The following is a 20,976-nucleotide window of genomic DNA, read 5'->3' as shown; positions in this document are numbered from 1 at the left end:
GTGCCGGGCGGATGAGCTCGCCCGGCATCCGTTCCACTTCGAAGCGCTACGCGTCCTTGCGACGGCGGCCCACGACGAGCCGCATCAGTCCCGCGAGCATCCACGGGAGCAGCGCGGTGGGAGACGAGGACTGGCACCCGCAGCCACTGTCCGGAGGCGGTGGGGGCGGAGACGTCCCCGCATCCTGACGCGAACCCGCGTCGGGCTCCGGCTCCGTGCCCGCGTCCGGCTCCGTGCCCGCGTCCGGCTCCTCGCCCGCGTCCGGCTCCTCGCCCGCGTCCGGCTCCTCGCCTGCGTCCGGCTCCTCGCCCGGACCGGCGTCCGGCTCCATGCCCGCGTCCGACTCACCCGTGCCCGCGTCGGGCTCCGTGCCCGCGTCTTGCTCCGTACCCGCGTCCGGATCCGTGCCCGCGTCCGACTCACCCGTGCCGGCGTCCGGATCCGTCCCCGTGCCACCATCCGGATCACCCGTGCCGCCATCCACCTGCGGGAACGACGCCCGCGCGATGAACACCGCCGTGCCCCACTCCTCCTGGTCGTTGTCCGGAGGCGCCAGGCCCGCGGCCAGCGTGACGTCACCCCTCGCGTTGATGGAGGCCGACCCACCGAACACCGGGTTGGACGGCGTCTCCTGGTCGATGCGCGCGGGACCCAGGTCCGAGGACACGATGTCGTGCTCGGTCGCCACGCGCCGCGTTTCCTGCCCGTCGCTCACCCACACCGCTCGCATGTTCGCGGCGTCGAAGGCGCGAAACACCACGAGCCCACTGTCGTTGATGTCGGGCGGAAAGAACTCCAACTGCCGGATGTCACCCTGGCCGTCCTGCGCAACCGTCCGCAGCTCGGAGCCATCCCAGCGCCACAGCGTGGTGACGTTGCTTCCCTGCGCGCTCCGCGCCGTTCCCAGAAACGCCACCTGTCCGTGGTTGTTCAGCGCGGGCTGCACGGACGCGAAGCGGTACACGGGAGATGACGCCTCCCGCCCCCGCGTCTGCGCGATGAGCCGCGACGGCGTCCCATCCGCGTTGAAGATGCGAAGCTCCTGGAAGTACTCCGACGACGCTGGCGCGAGGTCTCCCACGCCCGCCATCTGCCCCAGGTCGTTCATCGTCGGGGAGTAGAGGAACTCGTAGGGGCTCGCCCCGTCGACGGCCCGCTCACTGGCCAGCAGGGTCGCCTGGAAGTTGCCGTCGGGCGCCTCGGACACGACGGCGTAGGCGCGCCCCACGCCCGCGAACGTGGCGCGGAAGCCCATTTGACCGGCCTCGTTGAGCCACAGGCTGCTCCAGTCGGAAGCGCCCACGGGGACGCGGATGATGCGCACCGGGTCCGGCGCCGCGACATTCAGCAAATAGATGCCGTTCTGGGCCGCCGCGGAAGCACCCGTGACGGCGAAGGCGATGTCCCCCCGCGAGTTCACGCCCGGGTCGCCCGTCCGGGCATCGTCGCCCAGGTCCGGAAGCACGTAGATGCGGCTCCCCACGCCGTCCTGCCCCCACCACACGCCAGAGCGACCCTCGGGCGTAATCGACAGACGGAAGGCGAGCTGCCCGTCCGCGCTGAGGGGGAGCTGGTAGCTGCCCGCCAGCAGGTTGCCCGGCGCCACGTTGTAGGCGCCAGACGCGTTCCCCTGCAGGTTGGTCCGCGCCTGAAGCTCCAGTGTGTATTCAGGCACCTGCGCCCAGGCTGGCGCGGCCAGCGTGAGCACACTCAGCGCCAACGTCCTTCCACGGACCTGACTGGCCCGCGCACTCCACTTCCGTCCCGCGACTGACATGGATGCCGCCTCCCATGTTTAAAAGGAAGGCAGGCTATCACTGGATTCCGACGCTCAGGCCTCGGGCACCCACAGCGAGCGCAGGTCGGCGGGGAGCTGGCCCATGACGTCGTCGGCCTCGCCCTCGCTGATGTGATTGCGCACCGTGAGGAACACGGCCCGGGCCAGGCGCTCCGCCTCGTTGGGCGTGGTGTCGAGCTCCTCGGCCACCATGGCGAGGAACTGCTCCAGCTTGTACTTCCTGGCGACCTTGCCCTCGTGACGGGGACAGCGCTTCAGCATGTCCGTCACCTTCCGCGGGAGCTGGGCCTCCAGGTGCTTCGCCTCGGTGTCCATGAGGCGCTGCTCCAGCAGGCACAGCACGGACTGCGCGGCCTTCTCCGCCAGCGGGCGGACGACGCCCGCGTTCGCTTCAAGGTCCTTCAAGAAGCCCGAATAGGTCTGCGCCGCGCGTGACTCGCTGCGCTGCTCCTTGAGGCTGGGGGCCGCGCTCCGGCCCTCCGCTGCCTCGCCCTGCTCCTCACGTATGTTCGCCATGACGGTGGCCTCCTCGGTGTCTGGCTTGGGTCTCCTCCGTGAGCGTGGGCACCCCACGTCCCCCAGGCACCTACCGCCCCCCGCGCGCCGGGACTGCAGGGTGGTGAGCGAGCCATGCACTGGCGGCACCGTCTCGCCGTCGTCAGTCCACCGCGCCGCCGAACAGCTCCACCATCCGCCGCCAATGCAGCATGAACCCGAACGTCAGCGAGGCCAGCGCCAGGCCCATCGCGCCCAGCGCTTCCCATCGCCGTCCAATGGGCGGCCGTGCCTCCGGGTCCACCCGCCGCAGCGCCACCGCGCCCAGGACGAGGGCCAGCGTGGCCATGGCCATGCAGATGAAGCTCAACACGAACCCCACGCCGATGAAGGACAGCAACGGCGTGAGCACGTGCAGGAGCAGCGACCCCACGCTCAACGACAGCGCATGCCGGGCAAGGGGGTTGTTGACCCGCAGGTCCCACAGTCGGCGCAACTCGCGCTCCGGAACGTCCAGGCGGAAGAAGAGCCGGCTGCGCGTGTCGCGGAAGATGTTCACCGCGACCATCAGCGGAACGAAGAACACCAGCGCGGGCGCGCCCATCGACGGCGCGGTGAGCAGCATGGCCAGCAGCGGGACGGCCAGCAGGCCCAGGCGGGCCCAGCGCATGCCCAGGAAGAACGCCAGGCCCACGCCCGCGCTGGCCAGGAACGCCAGCGCGAGATGGAATGTCCCCCCTACCAGCGCCCCCAGCGCCAGAAATAAGAGCAGCTCCGCGACACCGATCACCAGCCAGGCGCTCGCGTCCCTCCGTCCCCAGAGCCCCAGCCGGAAGGTCTCCAGGTAGTTCACCTCCGGACGCGCGGCGCAGTCCGGGCAATACATCTGGCCCATCACCCACGTCGTGCACGCGGTGCAGACGAAGCCGCCGCAGCGCTGGCAGGTGGCGCCCGCGAGCGCCTCCGGGTGGAGGGCGCAGCGGGGCAGGGCACCGGATGAGACTTCGGCGGACATGCGTTCAGTCTCTCATGCTGACCAGGAACCAACATCCCGGGGCACCGGCCGCTCCCGCCACCATTCCCTACCCACGGCGCCGGAGGTGCGTGCTAAGCGCGTCGCGTGAGTCATTGGCATCGAGACTTGGAGGCACCTTGTTCCGAATGAAGGCCCTCGTCGCCGCAGCCCTTGTGTTCAGCGGGCTGCCGGCGCTTGCCCAGACACCCCAGGAGGCGAAGCCGCTGGAGCCCGGACGCGAAGCGCTCGCCATCTCGTATGAGAAATACGCGCTGCCCAATGGCCTGGAGGTCATCCTCTCCGTGGACCGGAAGCTGCCGGTGGTGGCCGTCAACATCTGGTATCACGTCGGCGCGTACCACGAGCAACCCGGCCGCACCGGCTTCGCGCACCTGTTCGAGCACATGATGTTCCAGGGCTCGCGCAACGTGGCCGACGACGTCCACATCTCCCGGCTGGAGCAGCTGGGCGCCACCGACCTCAACGGCACCACCAGCTTCGACCGCACCAACTACTTTGAAACCGTCCCCAGCAATCACCTGGAGACGGCGCTGTGGCTGGAGAGCGACCGCATGGGCTTCCTGCTCGACGCCATCACTCCGGAGAAGCTGGAGACGCAGCGCGAGGTGGTGAAGAACGAGCGGCGTGAGTCCATTGAAACCGCGCCGTATGGCGCCGCCCGCGAGAAGGCGTGGCACGCGCTCTTCCCGCTGCCGCACCCGTACCACGGGGACGTCATCGGCTCGATGAAGGACCTGAACGCGGCCAACGTGGACGACGTGAAGGACTTCTTCCGCACCTGGTACGCGCCGTCCAACGCCACGCTGGCCATCGTCGGTGACTTCGACGTGGCGAAGACGAAGGCGCTGGTGGAGAAGTACTTCGGCACGCTGCCCAGCCACGCCCGGCCACAGCGGCCGGAGGTCGCGCCGGTGAAGCTCACCGCGCCCGTGGTGCTGCGCGAGGAGGAGCGCGTGGCCCGGCTGCCGCTCTTGACCATCCAGTGGCTCACGCCGGCGTACCTGGAGGAAGGGGACGCCACCGCGGACGTGCTGGCCACCGCGCTGTCCACCGGCAAGGCCAGCCGCCTCTACCGCCGGCTGGTGCTGGACAAGGAGCTGGCCCAGAGCGTCAGCGCCAGCCAGCAGAGCCAGGGCGCGCAGTCCGTCTTCTCGGTGGACGTGGTGGCGCGGCCCGGGGTGTCCACGGACAGGCTGCTCCAGGAGGTGGACGCGGTGCTGGACGAGGTCCGCCAGCAGGGCATCACCCCGGAGGAGATTGCCCGCGCCCGCACGCGCTACGACACGCGCACGCTGGCCGGCCTCCAGTCCGTCGGCGGCTTCGGCGGCAAGGCGGACGTCCTCCAGAGCTACAACCACTTCGTCGGCGAGCCCAACTACGTGGCCCAGGACCTGGCGCGCTACGAGTCGGTGACGCCCGAAGCCGTGAAGCAGTTCGCCCAGGACACGCTGCGCCCCGGCGCGCGCGTCATCCTCCACGCGGTGCCGCCCGCACGCCGGCAGGCGCCCCTCGACTCGAAGGAGCGCCACTGATGCGCCGCCTCCTCTCCGCCCTGCTCGTCACCACGCTGGCCGCCTGCGCCAGCAACCCGAAGCCCGCGCCGGCCAGTCCGGACTCGCCCGCGATGGGAGAGAAGGCGGCCCCGGCTGAAGCCACGGCCAACGCCGAGTCCTTCCGCGCCACGCCACCCCAGCCCGGCAAGGCGCCGGACCTGGTGCTGCCCACCTTCCAGAGCGCGAAGCTGGACAACGGCCTCACCGTGCTGGTGAGCACGCGGCGGGAGCTGCCGCTGGTGTTCGCGGGCGTGGCCTTCGCCGCGGGCAGCGCGCAGGACCCCCAGGGCAAGGAAGGGCTCGCCGAGCTGACGTACCGCATGCTGCTGGAAGGCGCGGGCAAGCGGGACACGGTGCTGCTGGACAACGCCTTCGCCGACCTGGGGGTGTCTCCCGGCATGGACGTGCAGGCGGACGGCGCGCAGGTGGGCGTGCGCGTGCTGACGCGCAACCTGGACGCGGCCATGGCCCTGCTGTCGGACGTGGTGCTGCGGCCCAGCTTCAACCCCAAGGCCTTCGAGCGGCGCAAGAAGCAGCAGCTGGCGGACCTGGTGCGCGCGATGGGGCAGCCCGGCGTGCTGGCGCAGCTGGCGTACCTGGAGGCCGTGTTCGGGCTGGAGCACCCCTACGGGCACCTCCCCGACGGCACGCCCGCGTCCGTGCAGACGCTCACCCTGGCGGACGTGACGGGCTTCTACCAGAAGCACACCGGCCCCAGGGCCCAGGCGGTCATCCTCACCGGGGACATCAGCCTGGAAGAAGGGGTGGCCCTGGCGAAGAAGCACTTCGGCGGGTGGACGGGCAAGGCCACGCCGCCCGCGCCGCCGCCGGCCACGAAGGCGCCGCCGCGGCAGCAGGTGTACGTGGTGCCCAAGCCGGGCCTGGACCAGACGCTGCTGCTGGTGGGCCGCGCGGGCATCGCCGCGGGGAACCCGGACGAGTACCCGCTGGAGCTGGCCACCACCGTGTTCGGTGGCTTCTTCGGCAGCCGGCTCAACATGAACCTGCGGGAGGACAAGGGCTACAGCTACGGCGCGGGCGCCAGCGTCTCTCCGCGCCTGGGCGTGGGGCCGCTCACCGCGTACAGCTCCGTGCGCCAGGACGTGACGGGCCCGGCCCTGAGCGAGGTGATGAGCGAGCTGACGGGCCTGAAGAACCGGCCCATCACCGCCGAGGAGCTGGAGGCCGCGCGGGAGGGCCTCATCCGCGCCTTCCCGGGCGCCTTCGAGTCCGTGGAGGGCCTGGGCGCCAGCGCCGCGGCGCTCTTCATCACCCGCCGCCCGCTGGACGAGTTCAACCGCACCGTGGAGGGCCTGCGCGACGCCAGCGCCGCGGACGTGCAGCGCATGGCCGAGCGGTACCTGGACCCGGCCGCGATGCAGATGGTCCTCGTGGGGGATCCGGCGACCATCCAGGAGCAGGTGACGCCGCTCGGCCTGGGCAAGCTGGTGCCCATTGAGCCGGATGAAGCGCCGATGCCGCGCGCGGCGAAGTAGCACGCAGGCAGGTGTCTTCCGGGCCGTGGTCTGCGAGTCATTGCTCGCGGGCCTCGGCCCGGTGCTTCACGGGGTACGCGGTCCGGGCCTCCCCCGAGGCTCAGCCGTTGCGCGCCTCGTCTTCCGCGTCGGAGACCTGGCGCTCCTCGGCTCGCTCGCGGCCCTTGCGCTCGCGCTCCAGCTCGTCCGCCTCGTCGATGGGGCTGCGGATGTCGGGGACGTAGCCGCCCACCTCGGAGTCACTGTCCAGGGCGAACTTCTGCTCGCGCGTGTCGCGGATGGAGTCCGCGGCGTACAGCGGCAGGGTGTCGTCGGCTTCCAGTCCCCGCTCCACGCGGTCTGGCGCATAGGGAGGCTTGGTCGCGGCCTCCTTGCCTCCCGTGTACGGGTCATATTTCCTGTTCGGCATGGTGCGCTCCTCGTCGAAGTGGGTGCTGCTCCGAAGTTGAATGTCGGAGCGGGCTCCTCGCGCACCAAGGTCCCCGCGGAGGTCCGGGGGCACGCCCGGCCGCCCGGAGACATCCCCAAGTTGCCCACAGGGGGGCGACCCGCCGCCGCGTCACTTCCCGAGGAAGTCGAGCAACGCCGCGTGGAACTTCTCCGGCGCCTCGAAGTGGGGGATGTGGCCCACGCCGGGCAGCTCCACCAGCGTCGCGTGGGAGGTCTCTAGCGTCTGGAGCGACCGCCGCTACCTCGACATATCCCTGCGCAATGCCACCCAACTACAAGTCCGTTCCGCAGCTCCCCTGAACGGGACTCGCCCCCTAATCTGCCCTACTCGGACTACTGACGATGGCCACGCCCATGAGCAGCCTGCTCGAAGAGGTCTCCCGCGAGCACTTGCCGTATCCGCCCGCCACACCCGAAGAGGTGGCTGCGTTCGAGCGCCGGGTAGGCTGGAAGTTGGACCCGGACCTGCGCGCCTTCTACCTGCACTGCAATGGAGCGGAGCTGGCTGCGCGGCCATCGCGGACGTCCTTCAGCATCCTCCCGCTGCACAAAATCGTCCGGGCGAGGGTGGCCATCTACGGCGAGGATGACGACAAGTGGGGACCCGCCTCGGTGTACGCGCTCTGCGATGTGCAGGATGGCAACTACGTGCTGGTGGACGTGGCCCGACTGGAGAATGGCCGCTACCCCCTCTTCGACGGCGAACACGAGGCAAGGCCGGCTCCGGCCTACTGCAGGCAGATTGCCCGCTCCTTCTCGGAGTTCCTGGAGCAGGCGCTGCGCACCCGCCGTGGCCACTCCTGACCAGGGGAGTGAAGTCTCCTCCAAACGTGCGAACTCGAGGACCCGAGCAATCTGGACGGTCATCCCCTGACGCGCGCCTACGCGCCCACGCCGTCGAAGCGCCGCGGGCGCAGCAGCCGCAACGTGAGCACCAGCGCGAGGAACAACACGCTGGCGCTCACGGTGACGAAGCGGATGCCCATCCGGTCGGCCAGCGCGCCCAGGCCCCACACGCCCGCCGCATACGCGCCGCCGAGCACCATGCTGAACAGGCTGCTCATGCGCGCCTGCAGCTCGCGGGGCACGCGTGACTGGCAGTACGCGTGCATCCCGCTCATCAGCATCATGTAGTTGGCGCCCAGCACGCAGATGACGGCGGCGGCCACCTGCAGGGTGGGTGACAGCCAGTACAGCGTGGACACCCCGCCGATGGACGTCGCCGCCAGCCCCAGCAGCTTGCGCTGGCCCAGCTTGTCCACCAGCGTGCCCACCAGCAGCGCGGCCGTCACCGCGCCCGCGCCCTGACAGGTGACGAGCAGCGACGTGGCCGCCGCGCCCTGGCCGAACACGCGGATGGCGAACACCGGCACCAGGCCGATGAAGGGCGCCACCAGGGCGGCGACCAGCAGCGTGCCCCACAACATCAACGAGATTTCCGAATCCCCGCGCGCCACGGAGAAGCCGTGGGCAATCTGCCGCCACAGGCCCTGCGTGGCCTTCGCCGTCATCCGCGTCAGCGTCTTCACCTGCGACAGCGCCACCAGCACCGCGACGAAGGACAGCGTGTTGATGAGCAGCGCCCAGGACGTCCCGCCCATGCTCAGCACCAGCGCGGCCAGCGCCGGACCGATGATGCGCCCCAGGTTGAACTGCGCCGAGTTGAGGCTCATGGCGCTGTGCAAGTCCCGGGGCGGCACGAGCTCCGCGAGCATCGCCGCGAAGGCGGGGTTGATGAGCGTGCTGGCGCAGCCGTGGACGAAGGAGATGACGGCCACGACGGGGACGCTGAGCTGGTGCGTGAAGGCCAGCAGCGTCAACACGCCCGCGAGCACCAGCTGCACCACCGTGCCCAGCGCGACATAGGCGCGCCGGTCGAACCGGTCCGCGAGCGCGCCGCCCACCGGCGACAGCACCACCGCGGGGAGGAAGGTCAGGGCGACGATGCCACCCGTCCACTCGGCGCGGCCCGTGGCCTCGGTGACGTACACCCCCATGGCCACCGTCTCCATCCAGGTGCCGATGGTGGAGACCAGGGCTCCCACCCAGACCGCGAAGTAGCCGGGGTGGTCGAAGGCGCGAAGCGAGGAGAGGCGTGGCAGTCGGAGGGCGCGCACGGCAGGGACCTTTGTATCCCGGAGCCGTGCGACATGCCTGTACGGGCCGTCCGTTGCTTTGAGCCGCTATGACGAAAGCTGGGACACATCCAGCAGCCGCGCTTCAGCCCGGGGAGGTGAAGGGGACAGCGACGTCATGAACACGGCGGACATGACGGGACTTCCCGGGCTCGAGGTCCGTGAAGCACCCACACGCCGCCGCGCACACGCGCCGGCGTGTCAGCGCCGCGCGCGGTCCAGCATGGAGACAGGGCCCTTGCCGCGGACCTTCACGGTGCCGTCGTCGGAGATGCGCGCGCCCGTCTCCGGGAAGTCCTCCGTGGTGAGGTCCCGGATGGCCTTGATGACAGCGCCCCTCGGGTCCGGCACGGCGATGCCCCGGTCCACCTGCTTCGTGGGGAGGATGCGGCCCGCCGTGAAGTCGCCGTCGCGGTTCAGCTCGACCTCCAGCACCAGGCCCAGGCCCTGCGGACCGCGCAGGTTGAACCGGCCGTAGGTGGCGAAGTTGCCCAGCGAGTAGGCGATGAGCCGGCCCTTGTAGAACTCCATGCCGCGCACCACGTGCGGACCATGGCCAATGACCAGGTGCGCGCCCGCGTCCACCACCGCGCGCGAGAAGGCCCGCAGGTCGCCTCGGTCCTCGCCGTAGAACTTCTCCCGGCCGCGGGGAACGTGCAGCGCCTTGCTGCCCTCCGCGCCGCCGTGGAACGACACGATGACGATGTCGTGCTCGGCCGCGGCCACGCGCACCAGCCCCGTCGCCGTGGTCAGGTTGTTGAGGTGGTTGCAGGCCGGCGACGTGTGGAACGCCACCATGCCGATGCGCAGGCCATTGCGCTCCACCGTGGCCACCGTGCCCGGCGCGCCGCTCCACGCGATGCCCAGGGCGTCCAGGGTGGACTCCGTCGCGCGGCGGCACTCCTCGCCGAAGTCACCCGAGTGGTTGTTGGCCGTGGACGCCAGGTCCACCCCGGCCTCCTTCAGGTACTGGCCGTATTCGGTGGGCGAGCGGAACGCGTAGCAGTTCTTCGACGAGCGGCACTTCTTCGTCTCGCCCGTGTCGCACAGCGGCCCCTCCAGGTTGATGAAGGTGAGGTCCGCGTCCTCCAGCAGGGAGCGCACGCCGGCGATCACGCTGCCCGCGCCATCGGGAGGCAGGTGGCCTTCGGGCACGGTGGTGCCCAGCATGACGTCACCCACCGCGCGGATGCGCACCTTCGCGTCGGCTGGCGGGGGAGGGCGGTTGCCGGGCTGTGGCCCCTGCGACAGCTTCGCCTGGAGCATGGCCTGACCGCGGGCCTGGGACAGCGCGCCCTCGAGGTCCGGGTGGTCCGGCTGGAGCTTCTGCACCTCGGTCCACTGCGTGTAGGCCTCCGTCCACTGGTTCTCCAGTGAGTGCGCCCAGCCCAACTCCCAGCGGCAGTCCACGCGCGAGGGCGCGGCCTCCACGCAGGCGGACAGCTGGGTGATGGCCGTGGGTGCGTCCTTGGCCTGGAGGGCCTCCATTCCTTGGGCGTAGCTCGTGTCCGGGTCGGCCAGCGGGGTGGCGCTCTTGCCCATGGCCAGGGCCGCGGCGCGCAGGGCGGCGGCGCCGGCCTCCGCGGCGGCGCGGCCCAGGTCCAGCACCGCGCCGGAGTCACCGGCACGGGGGTACGCGTTGAGGTCGGTGATGACAGTCTCGGGCGCGGGCGCGGTGGAGGGCACCTCGGAGCTGGGCGCTCGCGAAGGAGAGACGTGCTGGGCGGGGGCGGGCTCACGCGCCGAGGCAGCACCCGGCGTGGTGGCGAGCGCCATCAAGAGAAAGACGGACGAGGGCATGTCCCGCCATTCTAGAGGCCATCTCGGGATTCTGTGTCAGGGGAGATGACCTCAGTCTGCCTTGCAGCCGGACAGGCGACACACACCTCATCGGTCAGGGTGATGGGATGTGCGTCGCGGCCCGCGTTCAACCCAGCACGTCGAGCAGCACCGAGCGACGGCGCTGGCGCGGCAAGAGCCGCAACCGCCGAGACGCCTTGCGCTTCACCCGGTGCTCGATGGCGCTGTGGACGGAGAGCGGCCCCGGCCCCCGCAGCAGCAGGCCGAGCGCGATGGCGCCCAGCGCCAGGTTGAACTCGAAGCCGCCCTTCGTGTTGTCGAAGCCCTTGGAGCCATGGACCTTGGCCACGGCGATGGCTTGCGTGACGAGGACCGCCAGCGCCGCGGGACGCGTGGCGATGCCCAGGATGGAGCTCACGCCCGCGAGCAGCTCCGCCACCCCCGTGGCGATGACCCAGGGCTTGCCTGGCTTGAAGCCCAGTTGCTCGAAGAAGCCCGCATGTTGCGCGGTGCCCCCGGGGCGGAGCTTGGACACGCCATGCACCACCATCGTCGACCCGAGCGACAGGCGCGGGGGCAGCAGGGCGGCTGCCTTCAGGATGCTCGGTTGCTCGGTCAGCGTCGCCATGTTCATACCTTCCGCTCCTTGGATGGGGCTGGGGCCGTTGCCGGAACCCTGGGTAGGTTGGGTCCGGCGTGGGCGCATGGCACGCCGCGGCGGTTCCGCCTCCCTTGCCCGGTGGGCATACTGCCGGCTCCAAGGGGCCTGCCTGATGAGGCGGGAGTGGACTCGCATCCCCGGGCGGGCCCCGCGTGAATACCCACTGGTACGAGGCAGTCACCCCGTCATGTCCCTCCGCTGGCCGCTCCTGTCCTTGTCGTTGTGGGTGTCTGCTCCGGCGCTCGCGGCCGATGGCGTCGCCGTCCAGGTCCGCTGCACGGAGAAGTGCACGGTGGTGCTGGATGGAAAGCACGGGTTCCGGGTGAATGACTCCACCTGGGAGTTCAAGGGCATCGCGCCGGGCAGCCGGCGCATCGACGCCACGGGGGTGCTGAACCGTCCGCTCGCCGGCAGCTTCGTGGTCATCCCGGACGTGGCGACGGCGGACGTGTTCCTGGCCAGCAACAAGCGCATCCTCATCGAGCCTGGCAGCTCCACCATGCCCGGAACACCGGACTGGGCCGAGCCGAAACCTCCAACGCCGGTCTCCACGTCGAAGGCGCCGAGCGTGGCCACGGTGAAGTGCCAGGACGACTGCACGGTGCTGCTCGACGGGAAGCGAGGCGTCCGCCGGGACAACCGGACCTGGGAGTTCCGCGACGTGGCGCCCGGCCAGCGGCGCGTGGAGGCCACCGGTGGCGTCTTCAACCAGCGGCAGTTCGTGGGTTACGTGGAGATACCGGGTGGCTCGGAGGTCACCCTCCAAGGGGACTCCAAGGGCCGCGTGACGCTCACGGAGCAGAAGGACCTGGAGGCGGCGGAGCAGCCTGAGGCGAGCGCCGCGATGACCTCTCTGGTTCATGTGCGCTGCGCGAAGCCGTGCACCGTGACGATGGACGGACGGCGCCGGGGCACGAGCAACGCGACGAACCTGAGCCTGCGCGACGTGCCGCCGGGGACGCATGCGCTGGAGGTGGACTTCACGGTGGGCGGGAAGCTGCGGCGTTTGACGCTGGAGGTGCCCGCGAGGCACGAGCTGTTCGTCACCGCGTCCGAGGAGCACGGCGTCCAGGTGATGAACACGAAGCCGCTCACGGGCACGCCGTAGAGAGGCGGCGCGGGGCTCAGGGCCTCTGCGCGAGCGGCGGATCCATCAACGCCGCCACCTCCGCGGAGTAGCCCCCGGGCGCCTCGCCATGAACGATGAGGGGCGGGCGCACGGCGAGGCCCCGGTCCCTGTCTCGCAGGGCATGCACCAGGAAGCGCGTGGCCAGAGCGTCCACGCGCGCGTGGACGAAGCGCAGCACGGTGGGGTGGAGCTTCGCCTGGGACAGCAGGCCCAGCACCTCGGCCGCTCGCGCCGCGGGGTACACCAGGCTCACGCCGCCGCCGGGCATCAACGCGTACCGTGCCGCGGCGATGACGGCTGGCGCGTCACACGCGACCTCGGACTTGGACACGGCCCGCTCGTCATCCGGGCTGCGGACCCCCGCGTCGGCCAGACGGAAGGGCGGGTTGGACACGACGTGGGCGTACTCGCCTCCGGAGACGTGTTCGCGGATCCGCCTCAGGTCTCCAAGCAGCGGGGTGACCTGCGTCTCGCACGCATTGAGCGCCACGGAACGTGTCAGCCGGGCATGTACGGCGGGCTGGATTTCCAGGGCATCCACGGGCCCCAGGCCGAACTGCTTCACCAGCAGGAAGGACACCACGCCGCTGCCCGCGCCCAGCTCCAGCATCCGCCCGGACGCGCCAGTGCCTTCGGTGGCCGCGAAGTGGGCCAGCAGCACCGCGTCCAGCGTGAAGCGGTAACCCGTCCGCCGCTGGAGCACCCGCACCCCCGCCGTGCCGATGGAGTCGAGCGTTTCGTCCGGGCCGGGCTCGGGCAGGGTGGGTTCAGGCATGGGCTGCGGGGCTTCCTACCCAACGTCCGCTTCGGGCCCAAGAACCCAGCACTGCGTCTCGGCATCCCCGCTGGAAAATCTGCTCACCAGCCAGGATCACATCGTAAATTTCAGATGTTATTTCAGCAGGTTGCGCGGAGATATCGGTCAGCGATATCTGTTCACGGATCCTCTCAGGAATCCGTTCATGGCCACCCTGGAACAACTGCTGACCGTCCTCGGACGTCAGGTCGAGGTGAAGGGGAGCGAGCTGGCCACCCAGCTCCGCGTCTCACGCCCGACGGTGTCGCGGCTGCTCGCCTCGGCGGGTCCGAGCGTCTGCCGGATGGGGCAGGGGCCCTCCAGGCGCTATGCGCGGACCCGTTTCATCGCCGCCCTGGGGGAACAGATACCGCTGTACCGCGTCGACGAGGCAGGCCGTCCCCACGAAGCAGGCATCCTGCACCCACTCTGGAACGGAGGCTGCTGGCTTGCGCGACAGGATGGGGGAGGGGAACGGTTCGCCGGCCTCCCGCCCTTCGCCGCCGACATGAGCCCTCAGGGCTACCTGGGCCAGGGCTTCGCGAGTCGCCACCCCGAGTTGGGACTTCCCCCACGCATCACGGACTGGACGGAAGACCACCAGCTCATCGCGCTCGCGCTCCGAGGCGAGGACTGCGTCGGAGCCCACATCATCGGCGCGGCCTCCCTGGACCGTTTCCTGGCCAGCCCGCTTCGACCCGTCACCGAAGCCCAGTACCCGGAGCTCGCCCGCTCATCCCTGTCGAGCGAGGCAGGCTCCTCCGCCGGTGGCGAGCAGCCCAAGTTCACGGCGTACACAGCAGGGCGCCACGTCCTGGTGAAGTTCGCGGCCAACGACGACGGCGCCGCCGCTCAGCGCTGGAGAGAGTTGCTCATCTGCGAAGGCCTCGCGCTCGAAGCCGTCCAGGCCGCCGGGATTCCGGCCGCGACCACGCGCTCCCTCCGCGTCGAGGGCTACCAGTTCCTCGAGGTCGAGCGCTTCGACCGAATCGGCGAGCGAGGCCGCAAGGCGCTGCTCTCACTCATGGCCATCGACAACGAGTACCTCGGCCACGAAGGGAAGGGGAGCACCTGGACCAGCGCGGCCCGGTATCTCCTGGAGCGCCAGTCCATCAGCGACGAGGACGCCCGGCGCATTCGCTGGCTCGACACCTTCGGGCAGCTCACCGGCAACACCGACCGGCACTTCGGCAACCTCTCCTTCTTCAAGGACGGACCCCAGCGGTTCCGGCTCGCACCGGCCTACGACATGCTCCCGATGATGTTCGCCCCCGTGGGCACCAGCATCGTCGAGCGCACCTTCGAGCCCCGGCCGCCCACCGCGGAGACGCTCGACGTCTGGTCCGATGCCGCCCGTCACGCGCTGGCGTACTGGACCCGGCTGGAGCAGACCTCCGAGCTCAGCGACGCGCTCCGAGCCCACTGCGCACGAAACCGGGACGCACTCGCGGCGCTGATGCAACGGACGCCGGTCTGAGCCGGCGTCCGCCTCGTCTCCCTACGGCGTATAGACGACCGTCAGCACCGCGTTCGCCCCATCCCGGACGAACAGGTACTGCGTGGCCGTCTGCGCCTGGGTGAAGCGCAGCCGCAGCTGCGTCTTCCCCGTCTTGCTGATGGCGCCAAGGCCCGCGCCGCTGAAGTCCCCGGAGCTCTTCGCGCCCGCGCTGAACCGGTCGATGCCCGCGACGCTGCTCGCCGTGGCCGCCGCCGCCCAGTCCGCCGCTTCCGTGTTCGCCGCGTTGAACGTCCCCGACTTCACGTCGACCACCAGCGCGTTCCCCGCTGGCGTCGACCACGGGTCTCCCGAGCCCGACGAGTAGCTCACCGTCAGGTACGCCCGCGTCACGGTGGCCCCATCCGGGAGGCTCGACGTGTCGAAGGAGAGGAAGGACCGGTTGTACTTCCCATCCGTCCCCCGGCCGAGCGCCAGGTTCGTCATGAACCCCAGCGCCGCCGCGCTGCCATCCGCGTTCGCCTTCAGGTAGCCGTCATCCGCCGCCAAGCTCGTGAACTGCACCGTCACCGGCGCCGGGGAGCCGGAGTTGCTCACCGTCACCACCGTGTCGTCGTCCGTCGCCTGGTTCCCCGCCGCGTCGAACGCCCGCGCGCCCAGCCGGTGCTGCCCGTTGCCCACGGCCGCGCTGTTCCAGGCGAAGGCATACGGCGCCTGCGTGTCCGTGGACACCACCGCGCCATCCACCAGGAACTCCACCCGGGTGACGCCCACCGCGTCCGCCGCGCTCGCGGTGACATTCACCGTGCCGCTCACCGTGGCCCCGCTCGCCGGCGCCGTCACGTTGACGGTGGGCGGCGTGGTGTCACCGGTGGGCTCGCCTCCGCCTCCCACAATCCCGAAGAACCGCGCCTGGTGGTAGACGGCGCAGAGATTCACGTCGCTCAGGTACGCCCCCACCGCGCCACAGGCCGCGCTGCCCGTGCCGCCCGGGAACTGGAACTGCGCATCCATGGCCACCGCGTGGCCCATGCCGGTGAGCTCCCACGTCTCCACCAGCGCGGTGCCCGCGCCGCTCCGGTGCACCTTGTGCGGGAAGCCGGACACCGTCTCCACCGTGTCCGGCGTCTGGTCGATGCCGTGCACGTTCGTCCACTGCTCCATCGCCTCGGTGAGGTTCATCACGTTCACCGTGTAGTCGCTGGTGCCGTGCCAGATGCTGACGCGCGGACGCGGGCCCGAGTACCCCGGGTACGCGTTGCGGACCACATCGCCCCACGCGGCGGGCGTGCGGTTCACCCCCGGGCTCATGCAGGTGAAGCCCGCATTCATCGACTCCGCGCACCGGTACGGGCCTCCGGACTGGATGGCGCCAGCGGAGAAGACGTCCGGATAGGCCGCCAGCAGCGCGGGCGCCATGTATCCACCCGCCGAGAACCCCGCCACGTACACCCGCGCCGGGTCGATGGAGTACGTCGCCTTCATCGTGTCCACCATCTGCTTGATGGACAGCGCCTCACCCCTGTCCCGCGCGATGTCGCCGGGCTCGAACCAGTTGAAGCAGCTGCTCATGTTGTTGCCGCTCTGCTGCTGCGGATAGACGGCGTAGAACTTGTAGACGTCCGCCGCCGCGGACCAGCCGCTGCCCTCCATCGCCGCGGCCCGCTGCGTACAGCCGTGCAGCACCACCACCAGCGGCGCGTTGGCCGGCATGCCGGACGGCACGTGGCGGAACATCTGCAGGTTGCCGGGGTTGCTGCCGAAGTTCGTCACCTGCGTGAGCAGCGGCTGCTGCTGCTCCGCCACCTCGGCCTCCGGCGCGTCCTCCGCCGGCCCACCACAGCCCCCCAGTCCCGTGAACAGGCACGCGGCAAGAGGCACTCCGGCGGACCACGACCACGGCCAGGAACGGCTGCGACGCTGCTTGTGCATGGTGTCTCCCAGGCCGCCACCAGGGGGGAATGGGCGGCCACGGGGACAGACCTGACTCCCCCGATAGCCCCTGATTCAAGGCGCGTCGCGTCGCGTCGCGCTGAAACATGAACCAGGATTCAAATCACGCACCGCGTCGTGTGGTGCGCTGAAACATGAGTCAGCCTTCAGCTCACGGAAGGGCGCCGGGCAGCCAGCGTTTGTCGCCCGGCGCCCTCCGGCGGGGCTCAGCGCTCGGCGACGAGCCGCTCCGCCACGTCCAGCACCCGGGCCTCCACGCACACGTCGTCCAGGTGGTTCGCCTCCACCAGGCCGGTGGGGCTCGTCACGTTGACCTCGGTGAGGTAGCTGCCCAGCACGTCGATGCCCACCAGCCGCAGCCCGCGCCGGCGCAGCTCCGGCTTCAGGCGCTCGCAAATCTCCAAATCCCTCGGGGTGAGCACGGCCTTGCGAGCCACGCCGCCCGCCGCCATGTTGCCGCGGTGGTCGCCCTCGGACGGGACGCGCAGCACGCCGCCCACCGGCTCGCCGTCCACCAGGAGGATGCGCTTGTCGCCCTGGCGGCTCTCCGGGATGTACGCCTGCGCGACGACGGCCTCCCGGCCACCCCGGGTGAGCATGTCCACCGCGGAGCGCGCGTTCCGGTCCGTGGCGGTCAGGAAGAGGATGCCCTTGCCCGCGAAGCCATCCACCGGCTTGAGGATGGTGCCCGCCGCGTTGCGCGCGATGAAGTCCAGCAGCACCGGCAGCTCGCTGGTGACGCGCGTGTCCGGCATCAGGTCCGGGTAGCGCAGGGAGTAGAGCTTCTCGTTCGCGTCGCGGATGCCCGCCGGCTCGTTGATGAAGACAGGGGGGCGCTGCGTGCCGCACAGCTCCACCAGTTGGGTGGCGTGCAGGAACTCCGCGTCCACCGGCGGGTCCTTGCGCATGAAGAGCACGTCCAGCGAGGACACCGGGCGCGAGGCCTCATCGAGGAGGTCGAAGTGCCGTCCCGGCTCGCGGCGCACGGTGACGTGGCGCATGCGCGCCTCCGCGCACGTGCCGTTGAAGCGCAACCAGCCCTGCTCGAAGTAGCGCACCTGGTGGCCGCGCTGCTGCGCTTCGAGCATCAGCGCGAACGTGGAGTCGTGGTCCACCCGCACCGTCTCGAGCGGGTCCATCAGGAAGCCAATGTTCAGAGAGGCCATACAATCCGGAATCAGAGGAAGAGGGGCGCGAAGATAACCAAGTGCCCCGGAACGTGCCCCTCAATCCCGGTGCTGTGTTTCAGCGCTCGGGGATTTCCGCCAGCTTCAGTCGGAACTGGGTCGTCTCCCCGGCGGTAATCGGCACCGACAGCATGCGCTTCTTGCCGTCCGGGCCCACGAGGGTCAGGTCGTGCTCCCCCACGGGCAGGGCCACGTTGAACATCGGCGTGCGGCCCACCCGCTTCTTGCCTCGGAAGACCTCCGCCTCCGGCAGCACCAGCAAGGTCAGCTTGCCCCGGCCCTTCGCCGGGCGAGGGCTCGCCGCCTCCTTGGGACGGTGCTCTTCCACGTCCTCGCCGCCCACCGCGGCGCCCAACGCCTTGGCAGGGGCCTCCGGGTTGCCGGCATCCGGGGTGGGGGCGTCATAGCCCGGCACCGGGTAGATGGGCAGGTTCGGGTCATGGCTGGGGAGGGTGCGCAGCGCGCTCGCGTCCTCTTCCTCCACCGTCTCGTTCAGCACCTTCGACAGGTGCCAGGCGGCATACCCGCCGCCCACCAGGATGCCCAGCAGCACCAGTCCCCACAGCACATTGGAGGTCTTGCTCTCCGGTGGCTGCTGCTGGCTCGCCGCCGCGGGCCTCCGGGGCGCCGCCGCCGCTTGCACCTTGCGCGAGGGCTTGCGCGGCATGCCCGCCACGCCGTTCGACGGCGTCGGGAGGTCCTTGCGCTCGGGGAGGTAGGGCCCGTCATCACCGCGCAGGGCCCGCTTCGCGGAGTCCAGCATGACGCCGTTGGTGGTGCCGTCCGCGGACTCCAGCATGACGCGCGTGGCGGACATGCGCTCGGCGAACAGGTCCTGCATCAGCGCGGCCCGGTCATGCGCGTCCAGCAGCAGCTTGCCCGCCGCCGCCTCAATGGCCCGGGCCATGTCCCGGCCGGTGGCGAAGCGCTTCTCACGGCTGCGCTCCAGCGCCCGCATCACCACCTTGGACACCGCTTCGGGCACGTGCGGCGCGACGTGCGAGGGCCAGGGGACGGGCTCCTCCAGAATCTTCATCATCTCGTCGCGCTCGTTCTTGCCCGCGAACAGGCGCGCGCCGGTGATGAGCTCGTGCAGCATCACCCCGACGGCGAACAAGTCACTGCGCCCATCCAGCGCCTCGCCCCGCACCTGCTCCGGGGACATGTACCCGGTGGTGCCCTTCACCGTGCCGACGTTGGTGCGCTCCAGGCTGTCCTTCGCCTTGGCGATGCCGAAGTCGAGCAGCTTCACCACGCCGTCGTACGTCACCATGATGTTCTTCTGGGCGACGTCGCGGTGGATGACGGGGCTGGGCGCGCCAGAGGGCGCCGTATAGACGTGCGCGTAGTGCAGCGCCATGCAGACGTCGCGCGCCACCGACAGCGTGAAGCCCAGCGGGAGCTGCTCCTGGCGGCGCAGGCACGCGCCGGTAATCTGGTTCAGGTTCTGCCCGGCGATGAACTCCATGGCCAGGTAGAGCCCGTCATCCTCGCGCCCCAGGTCGAACACCTGCGCGATGTTCGGGTGGTTGAAGGCCGCGGTGATGCGCGCCTCGTCCAGGAACATGCGTTCGAACTGCGCGTTGTCCCGCGCGTCCGGCAGCACCCGCTTGATGACCACGTACTTGCGGAAGCCGCCCGGACCCGAAGTGAAGCCCAGGAACAGCTCCGCCATGCCGCCCACGGAGAGCTGCGTGACGACCTCGTACTTCCCGATGCGCTCGCCCCGATAGAAGTCGATGGGGAAACCCTCCGCCGGCACCCCACTGTCGGGGCACATCCCGCACCAGACGATAACAGCCTTGTGCGGGGCGGACGTGGGGTGAGAACGCGCCACCACCTGGGGTGCCTCCCGCATCCACTGGGAAGCTGTGGATGGCCTGTGGACAGCGGGGGAGCGGCTGTGGAGAAACCCCGGCGTGGATCAACACCTGTGGGTTCCCGGGGATAACCGTCATCTTACCCACATGTAGCACTTCCGAAATTCGTGAGTATTCCCATGAGCTTGCTGACTTGTCCCCAAGTCCCGGCTCCCTACCGCTACTACCAATAGATCAATACCTCTATGAACCTTTAGAAGAAGCAGGCGGCGCTGGGGACGAAGTGCCTGTGGAAACTCAAGGCAGCGCCAGGCGCAGCTGGTCGAGCAACGCGGGCAGCCGCACCATCAGCTCCCGGTCCATGTCCTCCAGGGCCCCGCGGAGGGCCGCCAGGTCCTCCTGGGCGCGTTCCGCGTTCACCATGCGCTGCAGGACCCTCAGGCGCTGATTGCGCTGCACCAGGCTGCCCAGGACGTCCTCCAGCTCATCGCTGAGGGCCTCGCCCAGGCGCAGGTCGTGCCCGATCAGCTCCCGGAGCTGCTCCACCAGGTACGTGAGGTCCCAGGATTCTGCATATCCGGCACGGCGCGACATCTCACCCCTGGCCCGGGCGGGCTCACTCGAGCGGCTGGGGCCGCAGCAGGCCCACCAGGGTGAGGCGCGCGCGGGACGGGTCCAGCTCCACGCTGACCTGGCAGCCGGCGACGTCCAGCCTCAGCGTGTACGGGAACTCAGGGGGCAGGTGACTTTCCTCCTGCCGGGCCAGCGCGGCCAGGCGGAACAGTTCGGCGAGCAGCTCCTGGCGGGTCTCCGCCGCGAGCCCCTCCACGGTCGCCTGCAGGCCGCGTGGGATGAGCACGGTGAAGGCCGGCGATGACGAAGGGGCGCATGAGGAGGATGCGACAGAGGTCATGACGTACCCCGCGTGCGAGAACCATACCCTTCCGGCACCCAACCATTTCGCGCGGTTGCAGCCTGTAGCAGTGGAGCGACCTGTAAAAAACACTGCCCCTCTCCCCGCCGACCCTGAAGTGTTGGGAGGTGGGACGCCGACAGGGGTGGGGCGTCCGCGGGGCCCTCCGGTGCGGGTATAGCCAGACGGCACGGGGGGAGGACGCCATGGCGCACGCAACGCGGGCGTCCCGGTACAGCGGCGTTGTATTGGCGCTGATGCTGGGGCTGGGGGCGGTGGCTTGTCGGGACACACCGTC

The 20,976-nt window shown here is 70.2% G+C and carries 18 protein-coding genes; 5 read left to right on the top strand and 13 right to left on the bottom strand.

Annotation, left to right across the window (positions count from 1 at the left end):
- Positions 1–46: 46 nt before the first annotated feature.
- From HV824_RS15010 to HV824_RS15000, 3 genes are all read right to left on the bottom strand, one after another.
- The gene (locus tag HV824_RS15010; protein WP_303623421.1) at positions 47–1,720 is read right to left on the bottom strand and encodes an MXAN_5453 family MXYO-CTERM-anchored protein; all 1,674 of its coding nucleotides are present in this window, start codon (positions 1,718–1,720) and stop codon (positions 47–49) included.
- A gap of 111 nt (positions 1,721–1,831) precedes the next feature.
- Positions 1,832–2,314 carry a DUF2267 domain-containing protein gene (locus tag HV824_RS15005; RefSeq protein ID WP_176418203.1) on the bottom strand — a complete coding sequence of 161 codons (483 nt, stop codon included), beginning with the start codon at positions 2,312–2,314 and terminating at the stop codon, positions 1,832–1,834.
- 142 nt (positions 2,315–2,456) lie between these two features.
- Complete coding sequence (locus HV824_RS15000; RefSeq protein WP_176423579.1) at positions 2,457–3,308, bottom strand: hypothetical protein; 852 nt, start codon at positions 3,306–3,308, stop codon at positions 2,457–2,459.
- Between the two features lie 146 nt (positions 3,309–3,454).
- Here HV824_RS15000 and HV824_RS14995 point away from each other — a divergent pair, with 146 nt between their 5' ends.
- Both HV824_RS14995 and HV824_RS14990 read left to right on the top strand, forming a co-directional pair.
- On the top strand, positions 3,455–4,861 hold the full coding sequence (locus HV824_RS14995) for a pitrilysin family protein (protein WP_176423578.1): 1,407 nt from the start codon (positions 3,455–3,457) through the stop codon (positions 4,859–4,861).
- Positions 4,861–6,378, top strand: coding sequence for a pitrilysin family protein (locus tag HV824_RS14990; RefSeq protein WP_176423577.1), 1,518 nt, complete (start codon positions 4,861–4,863; stop codon positions 6,376–6,378). Before HV824_RS14995 ends, HV824_RS14990 begins: the two co-directional genes overlap by 1 nt.
- A 100-nt stretch (positions 6,379–6,478) precedes the next feature.
- On the opposite strand, the gene HV824_RS14985 is transcribed toward HV824_RS14990, so the two are convergent.
- On the bottom strand, positions 6,479–6,787 hold the full coding sequence (locus HV824_RS14985; RefSeq protein ID WP_176418199.1) for a hypothetical protein: 309 nt from the start codon (positions 6,785–6,787) through the stop codon (positions 6,479–6,481).
- A gap of 383 nt (positions 6,788–7,170) precedes the next feature.
- Between HV824_RS14985 and HV824_RS14980 the strand changes: the two genes are divergently transcribed.
- On the top strand, positions 7,171–7,632 hold the full coding sequence (locus tag HV824_RS14980; RefSeq protein ID WP_176423576.1) for an SMI1/KNR4 family protein: 462 nt from the start codon (positions 7,171–7,173) through the stop codon (positions 7,630–7,632).
- A 77-nt stretch (positions 7,633–7,709) separates the two neighbouring features.
- On the opposite strand, the gene HV824_RS14975 is transcribed toward HV824_RS14980, so the two are convergent.
- The 3 genes from HV824_RS14975 to HV824_RS14965 all read right to left on the bottom strand — a co-directional run bounded on the left by HV824_RS14975 (position 7,710) and on the right by HV824_RS14965 (position 11,397).
- Positions 7,710–8,945 (bottom strand): MFS transporter, encoded by a 1,236-nt coding sequence (locus HV824_RS14975; protein WP_176423575.1) that lies wholly within the window; start codon positions 8,943–8,945, stop codon positions 7,710–7,712.
- 219 nt (positions 8,946–9,164) lie between these two features.
- Positions 9,165–10,763, bottom strand: coding sequence for a CapA family protein (locus HV824_RS14970; protein WP_176418196.1), 1,599 nt, complete (start codon positions 10,761–10,763; stop codon positions 9,165–9,167).
- 127 nt (positions 10,764–10,890) lie between these two features.
- The gene (locus tag HV824_RS14965; protein WP_176423574.1) at positions 10,891–11,397 is read right to left on the bottom strand and encodes a DoxX family protein; all 507 of its coding nucleotides are present in this window, start codon (positions 11,395–11,397) and stop codon (positions 10,891–10,893) included.
- A 214-nt stretch (positions 11,398–11,611) separates the two neighbouring features.
- Here HV824_RS14965 and HV824_RS14960 point away from each other — a divergent pair, with 214 nt between their 5' ends.
- Complete coding sequence (locus HV824_RS14960; RefSeq protein ID WP_255208050.1) at positions 11,612–12,532, top strand: hypothetical protein; 921 nt, start codon at positions 11,612–11,614, stop codon at positions 12,530–12,532.
- Between the two features lie 16 nt (positions 12,533–12,548).
- On the opposite strand, the gene HV824_RS14955 is transcribed toward HV824_RS14960, so the two are convergent.
- Complete coding sequence (locus HV824_RS14955; RefSeq protein ID WP_176423573.1) at positions 12,549–13,328, bottom strand: tRNA1(Val) (adenine(37)-N6)-methyltransferase; 780 nt, start codon at positions 13,326–13,328, stop codon at positions 12,549–12,551.
- Between the two features lie 187 nt (positions 13,329–13,515).
- Here HV824_RS14955 and yjjJ point away from each other — a divergent pair, with 187 nt between their 5' ends.
- Positions 13,516–14,826: a type II toxin-antitoxin system HipA family toxin YjjJ gene (gene yjjJ, locus HV824_RS14950; protein ID WP_176423572.1), complete on the top strand. Its 1,311-nt coding sequence runs from the start codon at positions 13,516–13,518 to the stop codon at positions 14,824–14,826.
- A 21-nt stretch (positions 14,827–14,847) separates the two neighbouring features.
- Here the strand turns inward: yjjJ and HV824_RS14945 are convergent, their stop codons facing one another.
- The 5 genes from HV824_RS14945 to HV824_RS14925 form a co-directional block, all read right to left on the bottom strand.
- The gene (locus HV824_RS14945) at positions 14,848–16,737 is read right to left on the bottom strand and encodes a PHB depolymerase family esterase (protein WP_176423571.1); all 1,890 of its coding nucleotides are present in this window, start codon (positions 16,735–16,737) and stop codon (positions 14,848–14,850) included.
- Positions 16,738–16,964: 227 nt separating this feature from the next.
- The gene (gshB, locus tag HV824_RS14940) at positions 16,965–17,924 is read right to left on the bottom strand and encodes a glutathione synthase (protein ID WP_176423570.1); all 960 of its coding nucleotides are present in this window, start codon (positions 17,922–17,924) and stop codon (positions 16,965–16,967) included.
- Positions 17,925–18,003: 79 nt separating this feature from the next.
- Complete coding sequence (locus HV824_RS14935) at positions 18,004–19,725, bottom strand: serine/threonine-protein kinase (RefSeq protein ID WP_217917407.1); 1,722 nt, start codon at positions 19,723–19,725, stop codon at positions 18,004–18,006.
- 337 nt (positions 19,726–20,062) lie between these two features.
- Positions 20,063–20,359: a hypothetical protein gene (locus tag HV824_RS14930; protein WP_176418189.1), complete on the bottom strand. Its 297-nt coding sequence runs from the start codon at positions 20,357–20,359 to the stop codon at positions 20,063–20,065.
- 22 nt (positions 20,360–20,381) lie between these two features.
- Positions 20,382–20,678, bottom strand: coding sequence for a hypothetical protein (locus tag HV824_RS14925; RefSeq protein ID WP_176418188.1), 297 nt, complete (start codon positions 20,676–20,678; stop codon positions 20,382–20,384).
- Positions 20,679–20,976 lie beyond the last annotated feature (298 nt).

The sequence above is a fragment of the Myxococcus sp. AM009 genome (assembly GCF_013372605.1).
In the GTDB taxonomy this organism is placed as follows: Bacteria; Myxococcota; Myxococcia; order Myxococcales; family Myxococcaceae; genus Myxococcus; species Myxococcus vastator.
The sequence above is the reverse complement of the archived record's forward strand: the minus strand, read 5'-3'. Positions and strand labels throughout refer to the sequence as shown.

Coding starts and splice junctions, on each gene's coding strand:
- HV824_RS15005 (WP_176418203.1), bottom strand. CDS start 2,314: ATGGCGAACATACGTGAGGAGCAGGGCGAGGCAGCGGAGGGCCGGAGC.
- HV824_RS15000 (WP_176423579.1), bottom strand. CDS start 3,308: ATGTCCGCCGAAGTCTCATCCGGTGCCCTGCCCCGCTGCGCCCTCCAC.
- HV824_RS14995 (WP_176423578.1), top strand. CDS start 3,455: ATGAAGGCCCTCGTCGCCGCAGCCCTTGTGTTCAGCGGGCTGCCGGCG.
- HV824_RS14990 (WP_176423577.1), top strand. CDS start 4,861: ATGCGCCGCCTCCTCTCCGCCCTGCTCGTCACCACGCTGGCCGCCTGC.
- HV824_RS14985 (WP_176418199.1), bottom strand. CDS start 6,787: ATGCCGAACAGGAAATATGACCCGTACACGGGAGGCAAGGAGGCCGCG.
- HV824_RS14980 (WP_176423576.1), top strand. CDS start 7,171: ATGGCCACGCCCATGAGCAGCCTGCTCGAAGAGGTCTCCCGCGAGCAC.
- HV824_RS14970 (WP_176418196.1), bottom strand. CDS start 10,763: ATGCCCTCGTCCGTCTTTCTCTTGATGGCGCTCGCCACCACGCCGGGT.
- HV824_RS14965 (WP_176423574.1), bottom strand. CDS start 11,397: ATGAACATGGCGACGCTGACCGAGCAACCGAGCATCCTGAAGGCAGCC.
- HV824_RS14960 (WP_255208050.1), top strand. CDS start 11,612: ATGTCCCTCCGCTGGCCGCTCCTGTCCTTGTCGTTGTGGGTGTCTGCT.
- HV824_RS14955 (WP_176423573.1), bottom strand. CDS start 13,328: ATGCCTGAACCCACCCTGCCCGAGCCCGGCCCGGACGAAACGCTCGAC.
- yjjJ (WP_176423572.1), top strand. CDS start 13,516: ATGGCCACCCTGGAACAACTGCTGACCGTCCTCGGACGTCAGGTCGAG.
- HV824_RS14945 (WP_176423571.1), bottom strand. CDS start 16,737: ATGCACAAGCAGCGTCGCAGCCGTTCCTGGCCGTGGTCGTGGTCCGCC.
- gshB (WP_176423570.1), bottom strand. CDS start 17,924: ATGGCCTCTCTGAACATTGGCTTCCTGATGGACCCGCTCGAGACGGTG.
- HV824_RS14935 (WP_217917407.1), bottom strand. CDS start 19,725: ATGTGCCCCGACAGTGGGGTGCCGGCGGAGGGTTTCCCCATCGACTTC.
- HV824_RS14930 (WP_176418189.1), bottom strand. CDS start 20,359: ATGTCGCGCCGTGCCGGATATGCAGAATCCTGGGACCTCACGTACCTG.
- HV824_RS14925 (WP_176418188.1), bottom strand. CDS start 20,678: ATGACCTCTGTCGCATCCTCCTCATGCGCCCCTTCGTCATCGCCGGCC.